Raw genomic sequence first — 24,985 nt, 5'->3', positions numbered from 1 at the left:
GGGCGTATGTTTTTCTATTATCTAGATTTAGCTTGGCGCAGTATTAAGAAAACGCCTTTTTTATCAGTGTTAATGGTGCTTGCCATCTCTATTGGAATTGGCATCACTATCACTACCTTGAACATATACAAAATGGCCTCGGTAAATCCAGCTGGCGAGCGTTCTGACAAGTTATTTGCCGTGCAACTGTGGAGCCAAGGTGAAGATTCATGGGATGAGTTTAATCCGCAGATCACTTATCAAGACTCGTTTAACTTACGCCGTGGTGATATTCCAGTAAGACAAACCCCGATGTTCAGAACGGGTGGGGCGATTCAAACTGATAATCCAGATTTAGCGCCCATTCTTGAGGGAGTGCGCGTGACCGATAGCGACTTCTTTAGTTTGTTTTCTGTGCCGTTTTTATATGGCCAAGCTTGGGATAAAAGTGTTGACCAGCAGGCCAAATATGAAGTGGTGATCAATGCCGATCTAAACCAGCAGCTATTTGGTGGCGAGAACAGTGTTGGGCGCACACTCTATATTAATCGCAAACCCTACAAAGTTGTCGGCGTGATTGACCACTGGAGTCCAAAACCTAAGTACTACGACGTAAACAACGGTGCCTTTAATGATTCTGAGCAAGTATTCGTGCCATTTTCGCTTACGCCTATTGAAGAGTATCAAAGTTGGGGTAACAACCAAGGTTGGAAGCATGAAGATACCCGTACAGTGGCAGCAAAAATTGTTTCAGAGCAGCACTGGTTACAGTATTGGGCAGAGCTAAAAGATCAACATGATGTCGAGCTGTATACCGCTTGGGTGCGCAGTTATATTGAGCAGCAGCAAGCACTTGGGCGTTTTAACTCGCCCAATGCCGATGTACAAATTATGGATGTCGCCGACTGGTTAATCGAAAACCAAGTGGTCGCCGAAGATAACAAAGTATTGGTGGGCTTAAGTGCATTGTTCTTAGTGGTGTGCTTGGTCAACATGCTGGGGTTGCTACTGGCTAAATTCCTGAAACGGGCGCCAGAAGTGGGTGTACGCCGCGCCATTGGTGCAAGTCGCGCGCAAATATTTTCCCAGCATATGGTGGAAGTCGGCTTAATTGGCTTTTGCGGCGGCATAATCGGGCTACTTTGGGCTTGGGGCGCCTTGTCATTGCTGGCGGCTAAGTTTGAATTAGAACAAGCGCTAACTTCACTTGATATGAGTATGTGGCTGGTTGCACCCACAATCGCAATTTCTGCGGCTTTGGTTGCCGGTATTTATCCCGCTTGGCGGGTGTGTAGTACCAACCCAAGCATTTATCTTAAGAGCCAATAGGAAGGCCGATTATGTTACAGATAAAACCTATTTTAAGTATGTTATTGCGCAGTAAGAGCTCGCCTCTGTTGCTGCTACTACAAATTATCTTATCGGTTGCGATTGTGGCCAATGCCAGCTTCATTATTCACGAGCGATTAGCCTTGATGGATAGAGACTCAGGCGTGGTAGAACAGGAAGTATTTGATTTTACCATGTACAGCTTCGACCCCAGTGTCGATCTTGTGCAGCAGCAACATAAAGATCTGCAGTTGATCCGTGACCTGCCAGGGGTTAAGTCGGCGACGTTCAGTAGCATGACGCCGCTAAGTGGTGGTGGTTGGTCTTCAAGCTTTACCATTGGCACCAGTGAGGAAGATGAGCGCAGCGCACCTAACTCAGCTATGTACTACGGTGACGAACAGATGGTTGACACCTTAGGGGTTAAGCTGATTGAAGGGCGTAATTTACGTCCGGAGGAGATATTACCCACATTCACCGACAGCGGCGTTAAAGGGATTGTCTCAAAAGCCTTTGCTGACCAAGCTTTTCCTGACGAATCAGCAGTAGGCAAGGTGATTTACAACGGTAATCTAGGTGAAGAGGCGATTGAGATTATTGGTGTGGTTGAGCGCCTACAAGGTGCTTGGGTTAACAGTGATAATCTTGAGTACTCGGTGATTATTGGTGTGGAGCTAACTAACGCGTTTATGCGCTATCTGGTTCGAGCCGAAGAGGGCACGTTCACCCGCTTGAAAGAGCAGATCCCAGAAGTGCTGCACAAAGATCAGAAAAACCGGGTGATTCAAAACTTCACCACACTTACTGAACATCGCACCAGCGTATACCGTGATCACGAGCTCATGGCATCGGTGTTATCTTTGATGGTGGTATTACTGTTACTTATCACTAGCTTAGGATTAACCGGAATGGTGATGTTTAATATTGAACGCCGCACTAAGCAGATAGGCACCCGCCGAGCGTTAGGGGCAACCAAACGCGATGTGGTGAGCTTGTTCTTAGTGGAGAACTATATCATCTGTTTAGTTGGCGGTGTGGTTGGCGGCCTGCTGGCGATAGCGCTTGGTCAGCAGTTAATGCAGCACTATGATCTGCCGCAGCTTGAGTGGCAATATCCACTAGCCACCATTGTTGGCTTAGTGATTGTTACCACTTTAGCGGTGATATTCCCGGCGACCAAAGCGGCTAAAATCTCGCCAGCGATTGCTACCCGTAGCGTGTAAGTGTAATTGAGATAACACGTTAATCATCCAGTTAAGCGGATTGCCTGTGGTATTCATAGTCAATCCGCTTTATCTTCTTAGCAGTATTTTTCCATAGATAGACATAAGGACATATGGATACGATTCTTATCGTTGATGATAATCATGCGGTTTGCAGTGCATTGGCGCTGATGTTAGAGCTCAATGATTATCACACTATCAGTTGTTATTCGCCCGATGAGGTGCTGCCGATTTTGCAGCAGCATGATATTGCCTTGGTGTTGCAAGATATGAACTTTACCCAAGACACCACTTCTGGCGAAGAAGGTAAGACGCTGTTTTATCAGATTAGAGCGCAACAACCGGCACTACCTATTATTTTGTTGACGGCATGGACACAATTGGAAGTGGCCGTTGAGCTGGTAAAGGAGGGTGCGGTTGATTACATGGGTAAACCTTGGGATGACGACAAGCTACTTACCAGTGTTAATAATCTCATCTCTCTACATGCGCTGAGCCGTGAAAATAGCGTATTACAAAAAGCTGAGCATGAGCGCATGCAGGCTCTCGATGGCGCAGACTTGTGCGGAATCGTTTTTGGCAGTGTAGCCATGCAACGCAGTGTAGACTTAGCCTTACAAGTGGCTAAATCTGATGTGTCGGTGTTGATCACGGGCCCCAATGGCGCGGGTAAAGACAAGCTAGCCGACATTATCCATGCCAATTCACCGCTAAAACATCGGCCTTTCATCAAGGTCAATATTGGCGCTTTGCCCATGGAGTTGTTGGAAGCAGAGTTATTTGGCGCTGAAGCGGGCGCTTTTACCGGTGCAAACAAGGTGCGTATTGGCCGTTTTGAAGCGGCTGACGGCGGCACACTTTTTTTAGATGAAATCGGTAACCTACCTCTATCAGGCCAAGTAAAACTGCTTAGAGTGTTGCAAACAGGCGAGTTTGAGCGCTTGGGTAGCCATCAAACCCGTAAGGTTAATGTGCGAGTTATCAGCGCCACTAATGCCGATTTGGCCGAGGATATTGCTCAGGGGCGTTTTCGCGAAGATCTGTTCTATCGTTTAAATGTCATCGAGCTTGCACTGGCTCCGTTGCAGCAACGATTGGAAGACATTATTCCATTAGCGACGCACTTTATTGGTCAAGATTTCAGTATTGATAAGCAGGCCCAACAAGCGCTACAGGCTCATAGTTGGCCAGGAAATGTCCGCGAACTAGAAAATGCCTGTAAACGTGCGGTGATTCTAGCCCAAGATAAGCGATTAACCACGGCTGATTTTGGCCTAGATACCTATTCGACAACTCCCGTGCTGAATCAAGCGGTGACGCCGGCAAGCTCGGCAGTATCTGCCGCCGTTCCCTCACCACAAGAAGCAGACAAAGTGGATGTGGATAAGCACAGTATTGAGCAAGCATTGCAGCAACATAATGGCGTGATTGCGCGCGTGGCTAAGTCACTGGGGTTAAGTCGTCAGGCGTTATATCGGCGCATGGAAAAATTTGGCATTGAGAAGTAGAGCGGGTTAAAAGGAGTCTATGTCACTATGACATTACGCGTTAAATTAGTGCTCGCAGCAATGTTTGCCAGTAGCAGTGGTTTATTATTGTTATTGCTGTTTATCGTGATTGAAGTGCCCGATTTAATTGATCTTATGGGCTATACCGCCCTGGGGCTAATTGTTGCCAGTTGCTTGTTATTAAGTGGTGCCCTAGCGGCATTTTTTACTCGCACACTCGACAATAGCCTCACTGCGTTAGAGGTGGGGTTACTTAATTTCAAAGACAATGACTTTAGCGTCAATATCCCAGTAACGGGTGATAAACAGCTACAAGCACTTGCCGATCTATTTAATGAATCAGCCGGTATTTTACGTAAAGAGCGTCAGTACATTTATCAGCGAGAACTGTTGCTCGATAAAGTGATTCAAAGCTCGCCCAATATCATGTTGTTGTTTGATGATCAGCAACGCATCATCTATGCCAATGACGCTGCGCGCCATGCGTTTAATCAAGGCAGCCGTATTGAAGGTTGTTTGTTGCCAGAGTTATTAGCCACCCAGCCAGAGGCGTTAGTTACGGCGCTGAATAACCCCAAAGGTGGGCTGTTCACCACCGCCGGCGTTGATGGCGCCGAAGATGAAACTTGGCATTTATCCCGCGGACGGTTCATGCTCAATGGTCAATATCATCATTTATTGCTACTAAAGCAGATGACCCGAGAGTTAAATCGGCAAGAAGTGGCGGTGTGGAAAAAAGTTATCCGTATCATCAGCCATGAGTTAAATAACTCTGTCGCGCCAATCGCTTCGATGGTGAAATCTGGACGTAAAATCACCGCATCAATTGACGATCCTAAATTGGCAATGATATTCGACACCATTGAAGATCGTACTCAACATCTTAGCCAGTTTATCTTCAACTATGCTCGCTTTGCTAAATTACCACTGCCAAAGAAAACCGCGGTTGATTGGCAAAAGCTAACTGAGCAATTGCGTCAGCACTATCAATTTACTATTGAGGATAGTTTACCCCGCGAACCCGGCTATTTTGATTTGGTACAGATGGAGCAAGTGCTATTAAACTTGCTTAAAAACGCCCACGAATCGGGCTCCCAGCCCAGTGAGATTAGTTTATCTGTTCAGGTCACTCAGCTTGATGAACAACAGCGTGGGGTGATGATTGTGGTTGCCGATGCGGGCAGTGGCATGTCATCTGATGTATTGGCGCAGGCACTGCTGCCTTTCTATTCCACCAAACAAACAGGTACTGGGTTAGGTCTGCCATTATGTCGTGAGATCTTAGAGGCCCATGATGGTCACATCAGTTTGCATAACCGCCAGCCACAAGGCTTAGAGGTGCGGTTATGGCTGCCGGAGTAACGGTATTGCTAGCGCAAAACTCGGTAAAAAATTGAGGTATCTCAAAGTCCGTTAGATTTTTCTAATAAAAAACTTTTGCATATAACAAGTTTTATATTACACTGCTGCATATCTTATGACGTGCAGAGGTTGAGATGAAAAAACTATTAATTGTGGGTGGAGTTGCGGGTGGTGCATCAACAGCAGCGCGAGCGCGACGTTTAAATGAAGATGCTGAAATTATCATGTTTGAACGTGGCGAGTTTGTTTCTTTTGCCAACTGTGGCTTGCCGTATCACATTAGTGGTGAAATCGAAAACCGTAGTGCGTTAGTCTTACAAACGCCGCAAAGCTTTAAAGCCCGCTTTAACGTTGATGTGCGGGTGCAACATCAAGTCATCGCGATTGATAAACGCAATCAGCAAGTCAGCGTCAAAAACCTTCAAACCGGTGAGATTTATCATGAAAGCTATGATGCGCTGCTATTGTCTCCTGGCGCCGCACCCGTTGTGCCGCCGATTCCTGGCTTGCGAAATCCGCTGACCTTTTCTTTGCGTAATATTCCCGATATGGACCGGATTATGGCGCAGATCTCAACTCAAAAACCTAAGCATGCGACGGTAGTTGGTGGCGGTTTTATCGGCTTAGAGATGGTAGAGGCACTGCGCCATATCGGTATCTCTGTGAGCTTAGTTGAGCTATCAAACCAAGTGATGGCGCCGGTGGATCTTGAGATGGCCAATATGCTGCATCAAACGTTGCTAGCGCATCAGGTGGATTTGAAACTCAATGTGGGTCTGCAAGCGGTCGAGCAGGTCGAAGCTGGCCTTGAATTACATTTGAGCAACGGCGAAACACTGGCGACTGAAATGTTAATCACCGCAATTGGTGTTAAACCTGAGGTTCAACTCGCTGCAGAAGCGGGTCTTGCCGTAGGCGAGCTAGGCGGCATTGCGGTTGATGAGCAGATGCGCACATCCGATCCAGCCATCTTTGCGGTGGGGGATGCCATTGAGTCGATTGATTTCATGACTGGCGAAAACGTGCTGGTGCCGTTGGCTGGGCCAGCTAACCGTCAAGGCCGTATTGCCGCGAACAATATTTTTGGTGCGAATGAGTCCTATAAGCGTACTCAGGGAACCGCTATTTGTCGTGTATTTGACTTGGCAGTGGCCAGTACCGGCTTAAGTGAAAAACGCCTTAAAAACATGGCATTGGACTATGACAAAATTTATGTCCACGGCGCTAGCCACGCAGGTTATTTCCCCGGTGCCCACCCAGTGTCATTGAAGCTGCTGTTTGCTCGTGAAGATGGCAAAATCCTTGGCGCCCAAGCTGTGGGTAAAGACGGCATTGATAAGCGTATTGATGTGCTAGCTGTGGCGTTAAGAGCTGGCATGACCGTGTATGATTTACAAGACTTGGAGCTCACCTACGCTCCGCCTTTTGGATCAGCTAAAGATGTGCTCAATCAAGCTGGATTTGTGGCGGCGAATTACCTTAAGGGTGACACTGTACTATGTCACAGTGAAGAGGTGGCAAACCCCAGCGTAGACCAGGTGCTATTGGATGTGCGCAATCCTGGTGAGCTGGACAAGGTGGGTAGCATTAGCGGTGCGATTAATATTCCCGTAGACCAGCTGCGTGAGCGTTTAGCTGAGTTGCCAAAAGACAAGCAGATTTTAATATTCTGCCAAGTGGGACTGCGAGGTAATGTGGCCTATCGCATGCTACATAATCATGGATTTGATGCTAAAAACCTGACCGGTGGTTATAAAACATATCAGCTAGTGCAGGCACAGTTTTAGCCGCCTGTAGCACTGATTAGGAGAGCGTAATGATTGCATCATTGATATGGCCTTTAGTGGGCGGACTGTTGATTGGTTTAGCGGCCATTTTGTTATTGCTGGGCAATGGTCGTATTGCGGGAATTAGTGGCATTTTTTCCCAAGCCCTATTTGAAAACAAGGGCGCTAAAGGGCTGAGTTGGCCGATGGTATTTGTTATTGGCCTGCTTTTGGGAGGCGGTGGTTACCGACTGTTTTCTGATCAAGTCTTTACTGTTCAGGTTGGTATCGTGCCGTTAATTATCGCCGGTCTATTGGTTGGGGTGGGCAGCAGCCTAGGCTCGGGCTGTACCAGTGGTCATGGTATCTGCGGCATAGGTCGCTTATCTAAACGCTCAATTATCGCTACTTGTGTGTTTATTGCCAGCGGTATGCTCACCGCCACTATTGTGCACTAGGGGGTTGATATGAATAAAGGTGTTGCGCTGATCTCGGGCCTATTATTTGGTTTAGGTTTGATGGTGTCTGGGATGGCCGATCCCGATAAAGTGATCGGCTTTTTAGATGTCAGTCGTATGGCTGATGGCAGTTGGGACCCAGCATTAATGATGGTAATGAGTGGCGCATTAGGCGTGTATTTGCCGCTATATTTTCTCGTGGTCAAGCCACGTATCTTTAACGGTGATAGACCATTATTTGCTGATAAATATCACTTGCCGACCGTGAAAACGGTTGACGGAAAGTTGGTATTGGGCGCGATATTATTTGGCGTTGGCTGGGGAGTTGCTGGCATGTGTCCAGGGCCTGCAATTGTCAATCTAAGTAGCTTCGATCCGCTGTTTATACTGTTTGTCATTGCCATGGTTGCGGGGCAATTTCTAACTAAACTCTGGCGTACTCGACAACAACAAACCGCCGCCTCCGGTTAGGTAAAATAACCCATATTGATTATTAAAAATATTTTGTAAGAGACGTTAAATCAGCAGTTTAGCGTCTCTTTTTTTGTCTAACTCTTCATGCAAAAGAATTATCCTAAGGTATTAAACCTACTACCTTTATCCTAGCCCTAAATGCTGGTTTATCGTGCAAATTTCATTACTGCCATGACGAATGTAGATGATTGCTGTTAAGGTGGTTTTTCTCGTTTTAGGCCGCAGCCATAGCGGACCCAAATGGCATAGTCATAACGAAGGTTAGCAAGGGAATGATGATCAAAGGATTACTCACAATAGCGCTATTATTGTTTAGCTCTGTGAGCCACACGCAAGAGAGCGATATTGAAATCAGTGGTCTGGTTATCGACCGTACGCTGACTCGTTTTGGTAAAGATTTTAGCTTTTACTACTCGAGTTATTGGCGTGACTTGCCTTTTACGCAAGGCTTTAACGTTAGCCTAAACGAAACCGTTTTTCCACAGGCTGGCACTCGCCTTACGCTTGAAGTGAATGGCCAAACACTTTATGTCACCCACTTTGGTCGGCGTGCAAGTCCGATTAAAGAGCGTGCCGAACAAGCCATATTACTCACCATTGATTATATGGCGCAGGTTCGCGCCAATGCGATTACGGGTGAGTTTGCGGATGCCGACGATGGATATTAGCAGATAGCGTCAGTGCAACACGGCTATCTCAGGGATTAAATAACTAGAGAGACAGAAAATGAATTACAGGATGTTAATCATTGCTGCGGGGACCGCTTTTTCAATCAGTGCCCAAAGTACCGAACTTGTCTACACCCCCATCAACCCAAGCTTTGGTGGTTCACCGCTAAATGGCTCATACCTACTAAATAAAGCCAATGCACAGAATGATAATAGTGCCGATAGCAACGACAAGGATTTCGTCACCCGTTTTAAGGAGTCACTAGAGCGTAATATCATGAACACCATCACCCGCGGCGTTGCCAATGGCGAGATCAGTGATGGTATCTATGATACTGGCGATTTTCGTATTGAGGTGGCGACTATTGGCGATGGGGTGATGTTAACCATTACTAACCTGCTCAGCGGTGAAGTCACCGTGATTGAAATGCCAGTGTACGGAGTCTAACCAATGAAACAGTCTATTTTAGTGTTCATTGCTCTGCTACTCGGTGGTTGCAGTCTAGTGCCAAAGCCAGAGCTTAATATTCAGGAAGCTGAGCTTAATCCAATGAGTGAGACCATGCAGGCGTTGCAGGCTAAACAAGGGCCTAAGTATCCAATTCCTGTGGCTGTGTATTCTTTTCGGGACCAAACAGGGCAGTATAAACCGCAGCAAAATGTGAGTTCATTTTCCACCGCAGTGACGCAAGGGGCGACATCCATGTTGGTGCAGACCCTGTTGGATTCCAAATGGTTTACTCCCGTTGAACGTGAAGGCCTGCAGAATCTGCTCACGGAACGTAAAATCAGTAAGAAACAGCCTAAACAGGCCAGCGACAAAGCGGTGCCACAGTTGACCAATGCCAGATTGTTGTTAGAAGGCGGCATTATCAGTTATGAAACCAATATCAATACCGGCGGTGCTGGGGTTGAATATTACGGTATTGGCGCCTCTGAAATGTACCGTGAAGATCAGGTTACCATCTATTTGCGCGCGGTTGATGTGCATACTGGTAAGGTGCTGATGTCGGTATCGACCACTAAACGGGTGTTTTCTCAGGAGATGCGGGCTGGCCTAATCCGTTTCACCAGTTTAAACCGCTTAGCTGAAGCTGAAGTGGGTTTCACCACCAATGAGCCAGTGCAGTTTTGTGTGCTGCAGGCGATTGAGCTAGCGGTATCAGAGATCGTCGATAAAGGTGTCGCATTAGGTTATTGGTCTCCCGCGACTGAGGTGCAAACAGAATCGACCTTAGGCGCGTCATCTTAGACGTTGCTCAACATTAGTAAAAAAGCCCAGTGAGCAAGCTCATTGGGCTTTTTTATTGGTTCCTTTTCAGGCTACAGGCCGCATTGATTGCCAGAATAGTTGAAAGCTAGCTTCGCGGTGTGGTTCATCTTGCCAAAGCTCTGGGTTGTCTAAGAAAAACCGCGTGGTCGCAATATATTGACCATGGCAGCTTTCGCGCATCAGCGCTAATGGGTGTTTAGCTAACAATCCTGCCTGTTGCCCTTGTTTAATCAGCTGTTCAATAAAGCTTAGGATGCCTGTCATAGCTTGCTCTCTAACCTGGTGAGCCACCGAGGGCGACAGCGAGTATTGACTAAAAAACTCCTGCTTTAACGGGTTCTCCATGGCCCAGCCAATGGCGCCCAGCCACAAGGTTCGTGCGTCGGCTTGTAAATCGCCACTGGCTTGCAAATTGTCGACCATGGCGTCAGCAAACTGCTGCTTTATTGACAAATATAAGTGATTCATCAGTGCATCTTTCGATGCAAAATGATGAAACAAGGTCCCTGTTGCGACCCCTGCTTGGCGCGCGATTGAGGCGGTAGATGTAGCATAAAATCCCTGCTGTACAAAGAGTTCAAGGGCAGTATCGAGCAAGGCCTGTTTTTTATCTTTTGCCATAGTTTGTTTACTTCTTTAACGGTGACACAGCGCTTAGCGCACGAAAAATTTCATCAACATTTGCTGCAGTTTATTGCCATAAGGTGGATGAACTATCTTACCTGTATTGAGCTTACCGCGTTGTAAAATGGTTTTGGCATGGCTCATGGTCAGGAAACCTTCTTTACCATGATAATGCCCCATACCTGACGGACCGATCCCGCCAAATGGCGCATCGTCAGCAGCCACATGGAATATGGCATCATTGATACATACGCCGCCGGAATGAGTTTGGTTGAGGATCTGTTGCTGTACTCCAGAATCGAAACTCATGATATATAAAGCCAGCGGTCGTGGGCGTTGATTTACATATTCAATGGCTTGAGCTAGACCGTCGTATTCGATAATTGGCAGTATCGGGCCAAAGATCTCATCTTGCATCACCAACATGTCATCATTGACACCACTGATAAGTTGGGTGGGCATTTTTCGGTGAACGGCGCTTTGAGTTTCATTGCTAGCAGCGACCACCGTTGCGCCTTTGTCTTTCGCATCTTGCAGTACCGCTTGCAGTCTATCAAATTGGCGTTGATTGATAATGGCGCCGTAATCGTCATTATTAGCGACTTGGCCATACATGCTGGTAAATTTGGCTTGGTAGGCTGCAATAAAACTTGCCGTTTTTCCTCGTGGTACCAGTACATAGTCTGGTGCGACACAGATTTGTCCCGCATTGAGACACTTTCCATAAATCAAACGTTCGACCGCTGTCGCTATCGGCATATCTTCGGCAACTATCACCGGTGATTTGCCCCCAAGCTCTAACGTGACCGGAGTGAGGTTATCTGCGGCAGCGCGCATTACGTGACGGCCTACAGTGGTTGAGCCAGTAAATAACAAGTGATCGAACGGCAGCGCTGAAAATGCCGCAGCAACATCGGCTTCACCTTCAATTACCGCCACGCTATCTTGCTCAAACACTTCTTCGAGCATTGCGATGAGTGCTTTGTTGGTTTGCGGTGTAAATTCAGACAGCTTCAACATGGCTCGGTTGCCGGCTGCAATAGCAGTGATTAACGGGCCCACTGAAAGCATGACCGGGAAATTCCACGGCACAATAATTCCTACTACTCCAACTGGTTGATACTGAACCTTTATTTTTGCAGGTGCCAGCAGCAAGCCGGCATGGCGACGGCTAGGTTGCATCCACTTTTTAAGATGTTTAAGACTGTAGTTAATGTTATTGATGCAGGGCATGATGTCGGAAATCATGCTGTCATCCACCGACCGGTGACCATAGTCTTGTTTGAGTGCGTTGGTGAGTTTGTCTTGATGGGCAATCAGCGCCTGCTTTAGCGCTTGAAGTTGAGCGACACGCTGCGAGTATTGCGGCGCTGGGTCAGCTTGAAATGCTTGACGTTGGCTCTGCAAAATAGCGGTTAAGGTTTGTTGAGCTTCAACGGGCATATTCATAGCATCTCCTGAAAATCTTATAACCAATATTGACTAGACTGACTAGTTAGTCGGTTTATATTAAGCGACAAATAGCTTGTGGTCAAATTTAGATCAATTTGCACTAATTTTATGCGCCAAGATCATAATTTTGTCACTTATATCGGCTACAATTACATTGAATCAAAGAGTACTGTCTGGGGGAGACGGCGGAAACTCTAGCAATCAAACCACTATGGTCTAGGAGGTTGTTATGCGTACAGGTCAAATACTATGTCCTACTGACTTTTCAGAAACTGCATCACATGCACTAAGGTATGCGGTTGAAATGGCAAACTTTTATCAAGTAGGTTTTAGACTGCTGCACGTCGTTGAGCAGCCAATCGGTGATGAAGGTTTTCAGATATTGGCAATAACCCCAGAAGAGCTAGCGCAGAGCATGGAAGCGGAAGCAGCTGAAAAAATGCAGCAGCTGCTGGCACAACTTGATAGCGAACTCACCATAGAAACTGTGGTACGCCGCGGCGATCCTGCTGAGCAGATCATCAACGAAGCAGTGGACAGCAAAGCGGGTATGATAGTGATGGCAAGCCATGGCCGCAGTGGACTCTCTCATTTTTTGCATAACAATGTGGCTGAAGCTGTGGCTAACCGAGCGGCTTGCCCAGTATTGGTTGTCAAATAAGTCTAACGATTAGCACAAATATCCTTGAGCAACTGGGCGGCCAGTTGCTCAAGCTCGCAAGCCTTAGGGTGTGTGTGGGCAAAGGTGCGTAAGCCATATATTCCCATCACAATATAGCGACCCAGATGTTCAGTATCTTTGCTTGGGCTTATGTCGCCTTGCGACTGAGCCAAGGCGATTTGCGCCGCGATTGCCTGTTGCCACGTGGTGAGATGTGAGCAGATAACCTGTTGGACTTCTTCATCTTGCTCGGCAATTTCATTCAGCGCTTTGGTGAGTAAGCACGCCTGATTAGTGTCACAGCTAAGGCACTGACTCACAATGAAATCGAGGTAGTGTTTTAGATTGATAATCGCCTTGTTATCCGCATCAAAAAACTGTTCAAATTCGCTATTTCTGTCAAGGCGGTATTGCTCCAATGACGCCAGCAGCAAACCACGTTTATTTTCAAACGCGCAGTAGATAGAACCAGGATGTAACCCCGTTGCTTTAGTGAGGTCTTGCATGCTGGTCTTGCTATAACCTTTAGCTGAGAACGCGGTCATTGCTGAGCGCAACACTTGCTGTCTATCAAATTCGGCTTGGCGCATAAATTTATGTTGGCTTCCTATGGTGGCTTAAAGGCGATTGTACTTAATTTTGAATGTTTGTTCAAAAAATACTTGAATGATCATTCAAGTAAGTTTATCTTGAATGAATATTCAAGAAAGGGACAGCACCATGACGCAGCAACTATTTGATTCATACCAACTCAATGACACCTTAACGCTTAACAATAAAATTGTGATGGCACCACTGACTCGCTGCATGGCCGATGATGATTTGGTGCCGACAGCGGCAATGGCCGCTTATTACGGTCGCCGTGCACAGGCTGGACTGATTATTTCTGAAGCGGTGGTGATCCGCCCAGATGCGCAGGGATATCCCAATACTCCTGGTTTGTTCACCCCGCAACAAATTCAAGGTTGGCGTAAAGTGACTGATGCAGTTCATGCTGGAGGCGGTAAGATATTTGCTCAACTTTGGCACACAGGTCGTGTGGCTCACCCGCACTTTTATCAAGATGTCACCGGTTATGATGCGGTTATGGCACCTTCGGCAGTCGCAGTGGAAGGCAGTGTGCCGCGCATGCGTGAATTAACCTATCAAACCCCTACGCCAGTTAGTCATGAACAAATTGCTCAGTTAGTGGCTGATTATTCTCAAGCTGCAGCAAATGCCATAGATGCCGGGTTTGACGGTGTCGAGATTCATGGTGCCAATGGCTATTTAATTGATCAGTTTTTGCATCATGACAGCAATCGTCGTGAAGATGAATATGGGGTTACACCAGTCAACATGGCGCGTTTCCCTCTTGCTGTGGTTGACGCTATTTGTGAGCGAATTGGTGCCGATAGGACGGCACTGCGAGTATCGCCGGGCGCATATTTTAATATGAGTGGTGATAGCCGCGACCGCGAGGTATTCGACTACTTACTTCCTGAGTTAGAGCTACGTAACTTAGCTTATCTGCACATTGGTATTTTTGATGATGCGATGGAGTTTGACTATTTAGACGGTAGCGCGTCTAGTTATGTGCGTAAACACTATGCCAATACCTTAATGGGTGTGGGCAGCTACAGTGCTGAAACAGGGGCAGCCGCTATTGCCAATAACCAGTTTGATTTGTTAGCTATTGGCCGGCCGTTTATTGCCAACCCTGATTACGTTGAGCGAATAGAGCAAGGTTTGCCAGTGGTTAGTTATAGCGAAGAGATGCTGACTTCACTGGTTTAATGTTTGATTGAATGGTTTTTTCACCTCGTTGATCCTCATCATCAACCCTTTGCCACTGACTTGCACTGTCGCTAGTCAGTGGCTTTTTTGTTATTAAGCATTCGATGAATCTTTGGTTAGTAACTAGTAGTTAAGTTAATTATCTGTTTTAATCTTGGCTCGCATGTTCGACGTCAAATTCATTTTTGTAGGTATTTATCATAACGTCCCTAAGGCAATCTAACCGAGAATTTCGGTCAAAGAGATCAACGATGATGCTAACGTTATTGTTAGTGGTATTGTTGTGCCAATTACTGGCGACGGGAATGAAATTGTCATTGCAGTATCCCAGTGGTGAGCACCCGCTAGGCAGCGAAATTAGCCATCATCACAGCCATGAGCTAGGCAATAGCCATGAGCTAGGCAATAGCCATGAGCTAGGCAATAGCCATGAGCTAGGCAATAGCCATGAGCGGGATAACAGCCATGGGCGGGATAACAGCCACAATACTCAACATCATCATCCCATCGCCTTCAATGCTGTCGAGTCAGTCGATACCTTGGCAGACTTTACCACTACAACGTTAGATGCTGCCGGTGAGCAGATAGAACATGAGCACCAAAACCATTCCCACATGCCATCACATCCACCGATGGAAGTGCAGTTTGTCAGTTTGTTTGCCCAAATCGACATATTAAAAATTGTCGATGTAGCCCATCAATATCGTCGCGACCCGCCGCCCGTTCGTCCGCCTTTTATCCAATTAGTTTAAATCTATTTTCGATAGCTAGAACCCTGGGTTCTATCTGCAAGATATTGCTATGTCTAACGCGGCATAGCCTAATTGGAGTATTAAATTTATGAGCCGTTCTTTAGCGACTGCCGTTATGGCATTGCTGACGCTACTGTGTCTGTTGACCTCATGGTCCATTGCCGCCCACGGTGTCGATGAGACTACTGGGCAATTTCTCACTGTCAATCAAGGCGTGGCCATCGTGCCATTTATCTATATTGGCGCCAAACACATGGTGACAGGTTATGACCACCTGCTGTTTTTAGTGGGGGTAATTTTCTTTTTGTTTCGTGGCAAAGATGTCTTGCTGTATGTGAGCCTATTTACTCTCGGCCACAGTATTACTTTGCTTTTTGGGGTGTTAAATGAGGTGCAGCTCAATGCCTATCTCATTGATGCCATTATTGGTTTTTCTATTGTCTATAAGGGGTTTGATAACTTAGGTGGATTCCGGCGAATGTTGGGGTATCAACCTAACACTAAGTTGGCGGTCATTATATTTGGCTTGTTCCATGGGTTTGGCTTAGCAACCAAAATCCAAGAGTTTCATTTGCCGCAACAGGGGCTGGTGAGCAATATTCTCGCTTTCAATCTCGGTGTCGAAATTGGCCAGTTTTTAGTGTTGGCAGTGGTGCTCATTGGCATGAGTTTTTGGCGTCGCCATCGCAGTTACCTGACTTTTTCTGTGGCGACTAACACGCTACTGATGAGTTGTGGCTTGATGTTGGTGGGCTTTCAGCTAACCGGCTATCTACTGAACTAAGCTAACAAGCAATTTGCAAAGGATAATATTATGAATTCGATACACCAAGAACAACACTCTCACATCCCGGTACACACAACAGCAACGCTAATCAAAGCCAGTATCATTGCCCTTTTGGTGGCCATAGTGGTGTTGCTGCTGGCCATTTTGCCCGCTGAGTACAATATCGACCCAACTGGCCTTGGAAAAGTGGCTGGATTGACTCAACTGGCCCAAGCCGCAGAGCAGCCAGCAACCGCTTCCCAAGTAGACAAACCCACCGCGCTAGCAAGTACCTTGGTACAGTCTCCCACAGCATCGACAAAGCTGATGGCAAATGAAGAAGCGCCGTTATTGTTTGCCAAACCAGCAACTCACTTGGCCGATGCCCCTAGTGTGGCGGACATCAAAGCCGCGCGGCAAACAACTGGGGTACGCACCGATACAGTCAATATTACTATTGCTGCAGGTAAAGGCTTGGAATATAAGTTGTTGATGGATGCAGGGATGCATTTAACTTACCAGTGGCGCAGTGATAGTGCAGCACTGTATTTTGATTTTCATGGCGAGCCTCAGGGAGATAAAACCGGTTATTATGAGAGCTTTTCACTCACCACAGCCAAAGAGATGAAGGGGTCGTTGACCACACCGTTTGCTGGCTCTCATGGATGGTATTGGAAAAACAAAACCGACAAAGCAGTGGTCGTTACTCTGACCACCACAGGAGACTATCGCGTTAAAGGTTAGTGGCTTAGCAGCTAGCTATTTTAAGGTACTCACAGCGCTATCGGTGGGCAGTACGCGCCGATAGCGTTGCGGGTAATTGTTTAAGGTAGCATTCGGGCTGGCGTTTAAGACAGCATTGCCGCCACACTGCCGCATAAGGTCATAATAAATAAAAACCACTTTAAGGTATCAGCTTTGACTTTAATGGCCATTTTTACCGCCAGATGAGCGCCAATCATGGTACCCGCTGCGAGTATCAAGCCCGGTAGCCACAAAATGAGGTCTTCAATAATAAATATCACCACCGAGGCTAAGGTAAATACCAAAGTACACAACACTTTGAGTGCATTGGCTCTAACTAGATCGTAGCGTAAAGAGCCAGCTAAAGCCGCGAGCAATACAAAGCCAACCCCGGCTTGAACAAATCCGCCATAAATACCCGCAATTAATAACCACCACCAGGAACTCGGGGTATCTTTTACGCGTTTGTTGGGGGTGCCTAGCTCAGGTGAGATAAGCGCTGGGCGCACTAATATAACGGTGGCCATTGCCAGCATAGTGCCCAGTAATAGTGGTTTAATCCACTCAGATGGTGCGTAGGCTGCGGCTATGGCACCAATAATGCCGCCCACAATGGTGGGCAGCAAAATAGGCCCGGTATCTTGGCTATCAAGTTTGCCATGTTTTTTAAAGCCAAATAACGCGGTGACTGATTGCATCAATACCGCGACTCGGTTGGTCGCATTCGCGACCTCTGCCGGCATGCCCATTACCATTAAAGAGGGTAAGGTGAGGTTAGAGCCGCCCCCTGCAAGGGTGTTAATGATTCCGGCTAAAAAGCCGGTGACAAGAAGCAAACAACCATAGGAAAAACTGACATCCATATACTGCTCTCAATTTAGTTAGAAGCTTGATCCCGGTTGCGATAAAAACACTAACTCATCTTCGGTAGAAGGGCGGTTAAGAATGTGGTTGCGATGTGGATAGCGGCCAAAACGATCGATGATGGCCTTATGGCGTCGCTCAAACTCTAAGTTGCCCTTAGCGGCATCACGGCTAAATAGCACCATGGCAATTTCATGAATTTTGACCGACTCACTGTGCATGTAAGGCATATACAGAAATGGAACTTGATTTGGCTTCAGCTCTTTATCTGCGCCTTGAGCGACCGCTTCTTGTGCTAAGGTTAGCGCCATAGGATCGGCGGCAAACGCACCTGGCGTGTCGCGATAGATATTGCGACTAAACTGGTCGAGCACAATGATCTCTGCCAATCGACCTTGTGGTGTGGTGCGCCAATGATAGAGTTCAGCCTTTTTGGCTTGCTCAAGCAGTCGTCCAAAACGTTGGCTTAACTGTTGATCAAACGCTGTGTCTTTCACCCACCAAAGCTTTGGATCTATTTCATCAAACCAAAATTGAATAATGTCATCTGGGGTGTATGGCAAATTCGTCACAGGCGATCTCCTATATCCAGTTATTGTGGTCTTGCTTGGTTAAATAAAGCGCGCGCTCTGCAATATAGCGCGCATCAGCCAGAGGGATGTAGGGAATAGTTTGCTCGCCGCTGGCTAAACCTAAGGTAATGGTGGCGAGTTGTTTTTTCCGTTGCCCCTTAGTTTGGCTTATTTCAACATGCTGTACTTTACGCAGTGCCACTAAATTCCAGTTTTGACTGAGCATACCGCTGTGTATCCAACAGTCATCACCTTGCAGTAAAAAGCCCCACTGACGATAACGCAAGTACAACCCCAGTACAAACAGTGCTGCCACCGTAGCCATGACTTCTGTAACGGGATTAATGCCAATACCCAACATATTCACTAGTACAATCACCGGCGGTAACCACATCCGGCGCCAAAACCAGCCAATATCAATGGATTGATACTGTTTTGGTAATGATTTCGCTTGAGCACATAGTCCGCTAAGTCGCGGTAGCAGCGTATCGATTTGGTCGCGACTCATACTGGGGATCAACATATGTCGCTGATTGACTTGCTCAATTTCGTTGCCTTGAACTTGTTTGAAGCTGACGGTCCAAAGCTTGAGCAGTCGGCCGATGAGTGGCTGATGAAAGCGTAGCAGTTGCACCCGAGGCAGGCCAAGAGCATCGTTTTGTTTGGCAATGATGCCGCCGGTGCGGTGCACGGTTTGCTGCTTCAGGCTGAGCTGGTAAGGGTGGTATTTTAAAATCGCTGCGGCAATGGAGATCAGCGATAGTAACAAGTAGATGATGATGAGACCCACTAAGGTGATAGCTACCTGGCCTAAAATACTGATGGCCGCAACTTGATCGTACCAAGCCTGAAGTTGCAGCAATAGCGGACTAAACTGTGATGACTCCCAATCTAGCTGCCCCAATATGGAGCCGGAAATCACCGAAAACCAGATTAGGTTGTTTTGATAGAGCCCAAATAAGATTAAATCCTTTACACTTTTTTGCACCACAGGCGTTTGCTGATTGTGCTGGCTGGTTGGGCTTTCAATGTCGCCGTCTTCAACTGCGCTAGCAGGCTGCTGTTTTTGCTCAAACAGTCGCTGTTTGAGCTGCAAGGCTTGCCGATAGTTAACTGCGGCTAGCACGGCTTCATCTTGTTTCGAGCCGGCGGTCTCAACCACTAAACTGTATAAGCCCATAGGTCGGAAATAGAGCGGCTGCTCCAGGCGAACATTTTGAATTCTGTTGAGGGGAATTTCGTGAGTACGTTTGAATACCAGCCCTTGGTTAATGCCTAGCTTGCCGTCATGCAGCCGGTAGCGATATTTGAGCCATTGGGTAATTGCAAAGCTCAAGGTTAGCAGTATTACCGCGACAATGGCGACTATTATCCAAGGTGAGTCAAAGCCTTTTTGCCAACCGGTATAGACCACGGGGATCAGGGCGTAGCCATTACTGAGCATCGCTTTTATGGTGCCTAGGCTAAAACTGATAATTGACCAGGGTGATAGTGCTGACCACTGGCTAAAGCGGCTTGTTGTCATAGTCACTATCCTTGTCACTGTCCTTGTCACTATCTTTGTCATCCTGAACGCTTGGCTCAGTTGCTGGGGCATTCACTGTATTGTCTGCTGGCACCTGTGCCTTTGGTGGTGGCATGTGGGTTGGTGATTGAGTGTCAGACTGGCTCGTCAGCTCATTATGCGGTTTCTCTGCCAGAGGCAAATTGGTTTTTTGTCGTAGCGCCGCTTTTGCCAGTAAGTGCTGGCGCATGGGCTCAGCACTTGTGGTGTTGATGCCGGGTAAACTAATTTCCGCATGGCCGCTACCGGCACTAAAACACTTTAAAGTATGTTGGGCAAAGTGACGCTCTATCGGGCCTTGGCTTAAGGTCACGTGTTGCAAACGACTATAAGGTAGCGCCGTTTTTTTGCGCCAAATGACGCCTTTTTGCATCACAAGCTCATCTTCAAAAACACCAAAATGAATGGATTTAGCGTGGCAAAAACGCAGGTAACTTATGGAACCCAAAACAATAAGCATGAGGGTGACTATTACCAGTAACACGAGTATCGGTACGTTAATCAGCACAGGTACTACAATCGCAAGGGTTAATAGTGGCAGCGCGACTATCAGGTTTTCAGTATTGACCTGCTTGATATAATCTTGGTCGACAGCGATTAAAGGTAACTGGTCAAAACTCAGCCATTGTTGCTGTGGTTGCGGTGTCTCATTGGCTCTTGGTGGGGTCGGCATCGACTCACTGTGCATATGTAGCGTCCTTTTCTGCTTGCCTTAAACCACTATATCAGCATTAAAATCAAGGATGCCATAGGCAGACATATTGGCTAACAATATCTTTGAGACGCTCAGGTAGGACCGCTAACGGTGATTAACATTGTGGCTGATAACTGCTAAATTAGGCGCTATATCAATACTATAATTGGACTGTCAGCGCGTGAACACCCTGATGCAACACCCAACGAAACAGAAAACCGCCTTTCTGCGTAAACTGTATTTAGCTAATCTTATCGCCACGCAGCCACACAACTTGTTGTCGTTAAACAAGCTTACGGGGATGCCACGCAGAACCTTGCAAGACGCCATTGCTGCCTTTGCTGATATCGGTATCGAGTGTCAGTTTGTGCAGCAGGGCGAGCGTAATAACGCCGGTTTTTATCAGATCAATGCTTGGGGACCTATTGATCCTCAATGGCTATTGGCGCATCAAGATAGTTTGCAGCAGTTGTTTGCGCCCGTTGACGAAGCGCAGTAATAAACAAGATTAAACTTGCTTCACATACTCCCAAGGCAATTGTGTTCAGGCCTTGGGTTAAGCGATACTTAAGTCTATTTTGTTAGCGTAACGCCCTTGCGGCAAAACGTGATTGTCATCCCCCCTTTATTTATTACCCACTACTACCTTGGTTAAGGAGAATATCGTGCTGGCGAATGTTTCTGGCATTCAGGAAAAACTCAAAGTGATTGATAGCAGTAAAATGTTTCAAGGCTTTGTTATTTTTGTGATTATTGTTTCAGCTCTATCTATTGGTGCGCATACCTATCATCTACCTTCATGGATGGAGCAAGGGCTATCGCTGCTTGATATTGGCATCACCGTATTTTTTGCCATCGAAATTGTGATTCGCTTCTTGGCCAGTGATGGACCGAAGAAGTTCTTTAAAAATGGCTGGAATATTTTCGATACTATCATTGTTATTGGCAGCTTAATTCCTGCTGGTGGCTCAGCCGTATTGCTTGCGCGTCTATTACGTATTTTCCGCGTACTGCGTTTGGTATCGATGATCCCTGAACTTCGTATGCTGGTTAATGCGCTACTCAAAGCCATTCCACGCATGGGCTACATCGCGTTATTAATGTTTGTTATTTTCTACATTTACGGTGCTATCGGTAGCATGTTATTTGCCCACATCAACGACTTTTTGTGGGGGGATGTATCGGTGGCGATGCTGACCTTGTTTAGGGTATCGACCTTCGAGTCCTGGACATCGGTGATGTATGAAACCATGGCGGTTTATCCATTGAGCTGGATTTACTACCTGAGCTTTATCTTCTTAACCGCATTTGTGTTTCTCAACATGATGGTTGGCGCTGTGCTTGATGTTATGACCCAAGAAACCGCTGTGATGCGTGCAGAAGAGGAGCAAGATGAAACTGAGCAGCAAGATGCCAGTGACAAGCCTGCCAGTGCAGCTGATGTTGCTGAGTTGAAAGCGCAAATCGCCGAGCTAAAAGGCTTGCTGACGCAAAAGGCCAGTTAGTTAAGGCTGTTCATATCCTTTCATATAGTTAGTTTATCGGTTCATATCTACTCCCAAGTTCATTAATAACTTGGGAGTAAGCTTTCCCCCATACAAAAAACGTTTATTAGATGGGGTAAAGATGATGAACAAATCCGTAACGGCGCTGCTTACAAGTGCTCTGTTAGCCACTGCAATACCGGCCAGCGCCAACGATGATAGCCAGCTATTTGGTGGGCAAATCAGCGGCAATGTGAAAATGGCCACCGACTATGTTTTTCGTGGCGAGTCAGAAACCATGGATGGCGAAGTGCCCGTAGTTCAGGGAACGCTAGGTTGGAGTAATGATGACGGTTGGTACACCGGGGTATTTGCTTCAAATATTAAGTTTGCTGACCCCAATCTAGAGATTGTTACTGCGCCTTATATTGGTAAAGCTGGCGAATTCGGCAACAGTGGCTTTACCTATGATGTCATGGTGTTCTCCTACCTTTATGCTGGCGCATCTTATTCAAACTATACAGAATTGTGGATGAAAGTTGGCAAGCAGTTTGGTCAAGCCCATGTGCAGCTGGAAGTCACGCCGACACTAGATGATTGGTTTGGGGTGTCTGGTTGGCAAGGGGTTAACTATGCTATCCACCCGAGCTATGATTTTAACAATGGGGTTAAAGTCTCAGGCTCGTTTGGTTATCAAGACTTAGATGGCGAAGGGGCAGAGGGCTGGACTCACTGGAACTTAGGTGTTGAAGCCCAGTATGTTGGCCTTAATTTCGACCTTCGCTATCACGGAAGCTCAGTTGATGAGAGCCATCTTGTCTACGGCACTCAAACAGAGATTTTTGACGACCGCGTGGTATTCGGCGTCAGTAAAAGCTTCTAATCTTATTGTGAATAGTCAGTGTAAAGCCAGCATGTAAGTGTTGGCTTTTTTATTGAACGATGACCTAAGTTTAGCTATCGGTACAGTGAAAAAATCACCCAAGCAGTATATTATGGAGCGCTAAAGCCTGGGTTTAGGCTAGGTGACTGTCAGCGTCACCACAGTGTGGTAAATGTAAGCCGGATTAATCAATAAAGTGTTAGGCAAAACATAGGGTAAGTTATGGGCTATCGAGTGCTAGTGGTTGATGATGAAGCGGTAATTCGCGCCAGACTTAAAGGTTACTTTGAGAAGGAAGGTTATCAAGTTGTCGAAGCACAAGATGGTGAACAAATGTGGCAGGCTTTCGAGGCACAAGCCATTGATTTAGTCATGCTAGATATCAACTTACCGGGTACCGATGGTTTGAGTTTGGCACGGCAACTGCGCAGCAAAAGCGATGTGGGGATCATACTGGTAACCGGCCGCGATGAAACCATAGATAAAATTGTGGGTTTAGAGATGGGCGCAGATGACTATGTGACTAAACCCTTCGAGTTGCGTGAGTTGTTAGTCAGGGTGAAGAACTTACTGTGGCGTATATCGTTAGTGAAAAAGGCATTAGCCGAGGCCAGTCAGCCCGTCGATGCTGATGACAATATTATCGCGTTCAATGACTATGTATTGGAATTAAACAGTCGTCAGCTAACCTGCAATGGTCAGCCTATTAAGCTAACCAAAGCGGAATTTGAGCTACTTACCGCTTTCTCTTTACACCCACAACAAGTGTTATCGCGGGAGCGTTTGATGTTGCAAACCAGCCATCGCGATCAAGATGTCAACGATCGTACTATTGATGTGATCATTCGACGCCTACGTAACAAGTTAGCTGCAGAGCTATTTGTGACTGTGCATGGCGAAGGGTATTTATTTGCCGCAAAAGTGAAGGACTAGTCGCCGCTATTGACGCGGTATAGTGGGTAATAATCTGCCGGTGCCAAGCTTTGGCTCAAGACGTCCTCACTGATATGGTCGATACGCTGCTGATTAATCCGTGGGCCGATATCACCAAAGGCCGGCTCTCCCTGAAGTTCACGAACCGTCACATCAATGGCGAGCTTACCCTGTAGTACCACACTGTCATCGTTACTGTACGCAATGCGCTTGCGGTAGATCCCGCGTAGCACTGCGGGTGATAAATAACTGCTTAATAGCTGCACTTTTTGTTGTAACTGACGCTGTTGGACGATGGCGACCGCTGCCTCTATGGCCACCGCGCTACCTAATATATAATCTGGCGTTGCACTGGCAAGTAATTGATTAATTTGGTCTCGGTATAGGTTGCGGTTATTGTCAGTATGATGCACTGACATGATTTTCACCGTACTTTCAGCCAAGGCCGCTGTTAAGCCTTGCTCGACAAGATCGCTGCCACCTTGTTTATCTGGGCCTGTAAATAGCGCAACCTGACTATTATCTGCTGCATGTTGCCGCAGATACTGACCCGCGTGATAACCCATTTGGTACCAATTAACGCCGATACGAGTGTTGATTTGTGGGTGGTTAACTCGATTGACTAACGCTATCACTGGTTTGTTGATTGGTGGCTGGTATCGGTCCAGTAAATCGGGCACGACGCTGCCCAATAAAATCGCATCAAATTGATGCTTTAAGCAGTAATCTAGCTGGCTCAATTGCTTGTCGACTTGATAATAACCACCGGCTTCAAATAGCTGCATATCAAGCTCAAGGGCTTTTGCTTGCTGGACCAGTCCATAATTGATTCCGGTCCAATAGGTGTCTTTAAGGTGGGGCATTAACACGCAGATACGCCAATGTTGTTGAGCCGAAGTCAACGGCGTGTATTGTAATTCGCGAGCTTGCTGTAACTGCTGATCAAAAGGGTGACGTTGTTCAACCGGCCAGGTGTTTGCCGATGAGGGTGTTACCAGCAAAGCAAGTAATACAATCAATGAGCGTATAAACAACTTACCCATAAATAACAACTTAGCCATAAATGTGGCATCCCTATCAATGACAGCAATGAATGATGAATACAGGTCAGTATAACAATCTAGCCACTGCCTAAGCCGCTGGAATAGTGAGGTATTGGTCTATCGCAGCAATGAT

27 protein-coding genes are annotated in these 24,985 nt (G+C 46.8%); 19 read left to right on the top strand and 8 right to left on the bottom strand.

The features are described from left to right. The first annotated feature begins 6 nt into the window (after nucleotides 1-6). The 10 genes from FLM48_RS17375 to FLM48_RS17330 all read left to right on the top strand — a co-directional run bounded on the left by FLM48_RS17375 (nucleotide 7) and on the right by FLM48_RS17330 (nucleotide 10,019). Nucleotides 7-1,308, top strand: coding sequence for an ABC transporter permease (locus tag FLM48_RS17375; RefSeq protein WP_179025516.1), 1,302 nt, complete (start codon nucleotides 7-9; stop codon nucleotides 1,306-1,308). An 11-nt stretch (nucleotides 1,309-1,319) separates the two neighbouring features. After that, entirely contained in the window at nucleotides 1,320-2,531 is a 1,212-nt protein-coding gene (locus FLM48_RS17370) for an ABC transporter permease (protein WP_179025515.1), read from the top strand. Between the two features lie 113 nt (nucleotides 2,532-2,644). Beyond that, nucleotides 2,645-4,039 (top strand): sigma-54 dependent transcriptional regulator, encoded by a 1,395-nt coding sequence (locus FLM48_RS17365; protein ID WP_179025514.1) that lies wholly within the window; start codon nucleotides 2,645-2,647, stop codon nucleotides 4,037-4,039. 27 nt (nucleotides 4,040-4,066) lie between these two features. After that, nucleotides 4,067-5,401, top strand: a complete 1,335-nt coding sequence (locus FLM48_RS17360) for a PAS domain-containing sensor histidine kinase (protein WP_179025513.1) — start codon at nucleotides 4,067-4,069, stop codon at nucleotides 5,399-5,401. 134 nt (nucleotides 5,402-5,535) lie between these two features. Then, complete coding sequence (locus tag FLM48_RS17355; RefSeq protein ID WP_179025512.1) at nucleotides 5,536-7,188, top strand: FAD-dependent oxidoreductase; 1,653 nt, start codon at nucleotides 5,536-5,538, stop codon at nucleotides 7,186-7,188. Nucleotides 7,189-7,217: 29 nt separating this feature from the next. Beyond that, entirely contained in the window at nucleotides 7,218-7,625 is a 408-nt protein-coding gene (locus FLM48_RS17350) for a YeeE/YedE family protein (protein ID WP_028771532.1), read from the top strand. Nucleotides 7,626-7,634: 9 nt separating this feature from the next. Next, nucleotides 7,635-8,096: a DUF6691 family protein gene (locus tag FLM48_RS17345; protein ID WP_179025511.1), complete on the top strand. Its 462-nt coding sequence runs from the start codon at nucleotides 7,635-7,637 to the stop codon at nucleotides 8,094-8,096. A gap of 278 nt (nucleotides 8,097-8,374) precedes the next feature. Beyond that, nucleotides 8,375-8,767 (top strand): curli production assembly/transport protein CsgE, encoded by a 393-nt coding sequence (locus tag FLM48_RS17340; protein WP_179026415.1) that lies wholly within the window; start codon nucleotides 8,375-8,377, stop codon nucleotides 8,765-8,767. 58 nt (nucleotides 8,768-8,825) lie between these two features. Next, nucleotides 8,826-9,215: a curli assembly protein CsgF gene (locus FLM48_RS17335; protein WP_179025510.1), complete on the top strand. Its 390-nt coding sequence runs from the start codon at nucleotides 8,826-8,828 to the stop codon at nucleotides 9,213-9,215. Between the two features lie 3 nt (nucleotides 9,216-9,218). After that, complete coding sequence (locus FLM48_RS17330) at nucleotides 9,219-10,019, top strand: CsgG/HfaB family protein (protein WP_179025509.1); 801 nt, start codon at nucleotides 9,219-9,221, stop codon at nucleotides 10,017-10,019. A gap of 66 nt (nucleotides 10,020-10,085) precedes the next feature. Here the strand turns inward: FLM48_RS17330 and FLM48_RS17325 are convergent, their stop codons facing one another. Continuing rightward, nucleotides 10,086-10,661 carry a TetR/AcrR family transcriptional regulator gene (locus FLM48_RS17325; protein ID WP_028771527.1) on the bottom strand — a complete coding sequence of 192 codons (576 nt, stop codon included), beginning with the start codon at nucleotides 10,659-10,661 and terminating at the stop codon, nucleotides 10,086-10,088. 33 nt (nucleotides 10,662-10,694) lie between these two features. Then, the gene (locus FLM48_RS17320) at nucleotides 10,695-12,113 is read right to left on the bottom strand and encodes a coniferyl aldehyde dehydrogenase (protein WP_179025508.1); all 1,419 of its coding nucleotides are present in this window, start codon (nucleotides 12,111-12,113) and stop codon (nucleotides 10,695-10,697) included. 232 nt (nucleotides 12,114-12,345) lie between these two features. Here FLM48_RS17320 and FLM48_RS17315 point away from each other — a divergent pair, with 232 nt between their 5' ends. Next, nucleotides 12,346-12,777, top strand: coding sequence for a universal stress protein (locus FLM48_RS17315; RefSeq protein WP_028771525.1), 432 nt, complete (start codon nucleotides 12,346-12,348; stop codon nucleotides 12,775-12,777). A gap of 2 nt (nucleotides 12,778-12,779) precedes the next feature. Here the strand turns inward: FLM48_RS17315 and FLM48_RS17310 are convergent, their stop codons facing one another. Then, nucleotides 12,780-13,367 (bottom strand): TetR/AcrR family transcriptional regulator, encoded by a 588-nt coding sequence (locus tag FLM48_RS17310; protein WP_179025507.1) that lies wholly within the window; start codon nucleotides 13,365-13,367, stop codon nucleotides 12,780-12,782. Nucleotides 13,368-13,497: 130 nt separating this feature from the next. Here FLM48_RS17310 and FLM48_RS17305 point away from each other — a divergent pair, with 130 nt between their 5' ends. The 4 genes from FLM48_RS17305 (at nucleotide 13,498) to FLM48_RS17290 (ending at nucleotide 16,815) form a co-directional block, all read left to right on the top strand. Continuing rightward, nucleotides 13,498-14,553, top strand: a complete 1,056-nt coding sequence (locus FLM48_RS17305; RefSeq protein ID WP_179025506.1) for an alkene reductase — start codon at nucleotides 13,498-13,500, stop codon at nucleotides 14,551-14,553. 251 nt (nucleotides 14,554-14,804) lie between these two features. Further along, nucleotides 14,805-15,305 carry a hypothetical protein gene (locus FLM48_RS17300; RefSeq protein ID WP_179025505.1) on the top strand — a complete coding sequence of 167 codons (501 nt, stop codon included), beginning with the start codon at nucleotides 14,805-14,807 and terminating at the stop codon, nucleotides 15,303-15,305. 88 nt (nucleotides 15,306-15,393) lie between these two features. Beyond that, a complete protein-coding gene (locus tag FLM48_RS17295) occupies nucleotides 15,394-16,089 on the top strand; it encodes a HupE/UreJ family protein (RefSeq protein WP_179025504.1) in 696 nt (231 codons plus the stop codon). A 30-nt stretch (nucleotides 16,090-16,119) separates the two neighbouring features. Continuing rightward, nucleotides 16,120-16,815 (top strand): hypothetical protein, encoded by a 696-nt coding sequence (locus FLM48_RS17290; protein WP_179025503.1) that lies wholly within the window; start codon nucleotides 16,120-16,122, stop codon nucleotides 16,813-16,815. A 104-nt stretch (nucleotides 16,816-16,919) separates the two neighbouring features. On the opposite strand, the gene FLM48_RS17285 is transcribed toward FLM48_RS17290, so the two are convergent. The 4 genes from FLM48_RS17285 to FLM48_RS17270 are packed head-to-tail and all read right to left on the bottom strand — an operon-like array spanning nucleotide 16,920 to nucleotide 20,503. Further along, nucleotides 16,920-17,678 (bottom strand): sulfite exporter TauE/SafE family protein, encoded by a 759-nt coding sequence (locus tag FLM48_RS17285; RefSeq protein ID WP_179025502.1) that lies wholly within the window; start codon nucleotides 17,676-17,678, stop codon nucleotides 16,920-16,922. A gap of 18 nt (nucleotides 17,679-17,696) precedes the next feature. Next, entirely contained in the window at nucleotides 17,697-18,251 is a 555-nt protein-coding gene (locus FLM48_RS17280; protein WP_179025501.1) for a DUF924 family protein, read from the bottom strand. A 10-nt stretch (nucleotides 18,252-18,261) separates the two neighbouring features. Beyond that, entirely contained in the window at nucleotides 18,262-19,776 is a 1,515-nt protein-coding gene (locus tag FLM48_RS17275) for a PH domain-containing protein (protein WP_256870964.1), read from the bottom strand. Next, entirely contained in the window at nucleotides 19,757-20,503 is a 747-nt protein-coding gene (locus FLM48_RS17270; RefSeq protein ID WP_179025500.1) for a PH domain-containing protein, read from the bottom strand. Before FLM48_RS17270 ends, FLM48_RS17275 begins: the two co-directional genes overlap by 20 nt. A 199-nt stretch (nucleotides 20,504-20,702) precedes the next feature. On the opposite strand from FLM48_RS17270, the gene FLM48_RS17265 reads away from it, so the two are divergent. The 4 genes from FLM48_RS17265 (at nucleotide 20,703) to torR (ending at nucleotide 23,809) form a co-directional block, all read left to right on the top strand. Beyond that, entirely contained in the window at nucleotides 20,703-21,008 is a 306-nt protein-coding gene (locus FLM48_RS17265; protein WP_179026413.1) for a winged helix-turn-helix domain-containing protein, read from the top strand. Between the two features lie 223 nt (nucleotides 21,009-21,231). Further along, a complete protein-coding gene (locus tag FLM48_RS17260; protein ID WP_051484384.1) occupies nucleotides 21,232-22,014 on the top strand; it encodes an ion transporter in 783 nt (260 codons plus the stop codon). Nucleotides 22,015-22,138: 124 nt separating this feature from the next. Continuing rightward, the gene (locus FLM48_RS17255; protein ID WP_179026412.1) at nucleotides 22,139-22,876 is read left to right on the top strand and encodes a TorF family putative porin; all 738 of its coding nucleotides are present in this window, start codon (nucleotides 22,139-22,141) and stop codon (nucleotides 22,874-22,876) included. 222 nt (nucleotides 22,877-23,098) lie between these two features. Further along, nucleotides 23,099-23,809, top strand: a complete 711-nt coding sequence (torR, locus tag FLM48_RS17250; RefSeq protein WP_179025499.1) for a two-component system response regulator TorR — start codon at nucleotides 23,099-23,101, stop codon at nucleotides 23,807-23,809. Here torR and torT read toward each other — a convergent pair. Continuing rightward, nucleotides 23,806-24,870, bottom strand: a complete 1,065-nt coding sequence (gene torT / locus FLM48_RS17245; protein WP_256870963.1) for a TMAO reductase system periplasmic protein TorT — start codon at nucleotides 24,868-24,870, stop codon at nucleotides 23,806-23,808. The two genes, torR and torT, sit on opposite strands and share 4 nt — an antisense overlap. Nucleotides 24,871-24,985 lie beyond the last annotated feature (115 nt).

This window comes from Shewanella sp. Scap07 (assembly GCF_013394145.1).
In the GTDB taxonomy this organism is placed as follows: domain Bacteria; phylum Pseudomonadota; class Gammaproteobacteria; order Enterobacterales; family Shewanellaceae; genus Shewanella; species Shewanella waksmanii.
Note: the sequence above shows the minus strand (reverse complement) of the source record. Positions and strands in the feature narration are given on the sequence as shown.

Excerpts from the sequence above, each read along its gene's own strand:
- FLM48_RS17375 (WP_179025516.1), top strand. The coding sequence starts at position 7 with ATGTTTTTCTATTATCTAGATTTAGCTTGGCGCAGTATTAAGAAAACG.
- FLM48_RS17370 (WP_179025515.1), top strand. The coding sequence starts at position 1,320 with ATGTTACAGATAAAACCTATTTTAAGTATGTTATTGCGCAGTAAGAGC.
- FLM48_RS17365 (WP_179025514.1), top strand. The coding sequence starts at position 2,645 with ATGGATACGATTCTTATCGTTGATGATAATCATGCGGTTTGCAGTGCA.
- FLM48_RS17360 (WP_179025513.1), top strand. The coding sequence starts at position 4,067 with ATGACATTACGCGTTAAATTAGTGCTCGCAGCAATGTTTGCCAGTAGC.
- FLM48_RS17355 (WP_179025512.1), top strand. The coding sequence starts at position 5,536 with ATGAAAAAACTATTAATTGTGGGTGGAGTTGCGGGTGGTGCATCAACA.
- FLM48_RS17350 (WP_028771532.1), top strand. The coding sequence starts at position 7,218 with ATGATTGCATCATTGATATGGCCTTTAGTGGGCGGACTGTTGATTGGT.
- FLM48_RS17345 (WP_179025511.1), top strand. The coding sequence starts at position 7,635 with ATGAATAAAGGTGTTGCGCTGATCTCGGGCCTATTATTTGGTTTAGGT.
- FLM48_RS17340 (WP_179026415.1), top strand. The coding sequence starts at position 8,375 with ATGATCAAAGGATTACTCACAATAGCGCTATTATTGTTTAGCTCTGTG.
- FLM48_RS17335 (WP_179025510.1), top strand. The coding sequence starts at position 8,826 with ATGAATTACAGGATGTTAATCATTGCTGCGGGGACCGCTTTTTCAATC.
- FLM48_RS17330 (WP_179025509.1), top strand. The coding sequence starts at position 9,219 with ATGAAACAGTCTATTTTAGTGTTCATTGCTCTGCTACTCGGTGGTTGC.
- FLM48_RS17325 (WP_028771527.1), bottom strand. The coding sequence starts at position 10,661 with ATGGCAAAAGATAAAAAACAGGCCTTGCTCGATACTGCCCTTGAACTC.
- FLM48_RS17320 (WP_179025508.1), bottom strand. The coding sequence starts at position 12,113 with ATGAATATGCCCGTTGAAGCTCAACAAACCTTAACCGCTATTTTGCAG.
- FLM48_RS17315 (WP_028771525.1), top strand. The coding sequence starts at position 12,346 with ATGCGTACAGGTCAAATACTATGTCCTACTGACTTTTCAGAAACTGCA.
- FLM48_RS17310 (WP_179025507.1), bottom strand. The coding sequence starts at position 13,367 with ATGCGCCAAGCCGAATTTGATAGACAGCAAGTGTTGCGCTCAGCAATG.
- FLM48_RS17305 (WP_179025506.1), top strand. The coding sequence starts at position 13,498 with ATGACGCAGCAACTATTTGATTCATACCAACTCAATGACACCTTAACG.
- FLM48_RS17300 (WP_179025505.1), top strand. The coding sequence starts at position 14,805 with ATGATGCTAACGTTATTGTTAGTGGTATTGTTGTGCCAATTACTGGCG.
- FLM48_RS17295 (WP_179025504.1), top strand. The coding sequence starts at position 15,394 with ATGAGCCGTTCTTTAGCGACTGCCGTTATGGCATTGCTGACGCTACTG.
- FLM48_RS17290 (WP_179025503.1), top strand. The coding sequence starts at position 16,120 with ATGAATTCGATACACCAAGAACAACACTCTCACATCCCGGTACACACA.
- FLM48_RS17285 (WP_179025502.1), bottom strand. The coding sequence starts at position 17,678 with ATGGATGTCAGTTTTTCCTATGGTTGTTTGCTTCTTGTCACCGGCTTT.
- FLM48_RS17275 (WP_256870964.1), bottom strand. The coding sequence starts at position 19,776 with ATGACAACAAGCCGCTTTAGCCAGTGGTCAGCACTATCACCCTGGTCA.
- FLM48_RS17270 (WP_179025500.1), bottom strand. The coding sequence starts at position 20,503 with ATGCACAGTGAGTCGATGCCGACCCCACCAAGAGCCAATGAGACACCG.
- FLM48_RS17265 (WP_179026413.1), top strand. The coding sequence starts at position 20,703 with ATGCAACACCCAACGAAACAGAAAACCGCCTTTCTGCGTAAACTGTAT.
- FLM48_RS17260 (WP_051484384.1), top strand. The coding sequence starts at position 21,232 with ATGTTTCAAGGCTTTGTTATTTTTGTGATTATTGTTTCAGCTCTATCT.
- FLM48_RS17255 (WP_179026412.1), top strand. The coding sequence starts at position 22,139 with ATGAACAAATCCGTAACGGCGCTGCTTACAAGTGCTCTGTTAGCCACT.
- torR (WP_179025499.1), top strand. The coding sequence starts at position 23,099 with ATGGGCTATCGAGTGCTAGTGGTTGATGATGAAGCGGTAATTCGCGCC.
- torT (WP_256870963.1), bottom strand. The coding sequence starts at position 24,870 with ATGGCTAAGTTGTTATTTATGGGTAAGTTGTTTATACGCTCATTGATT.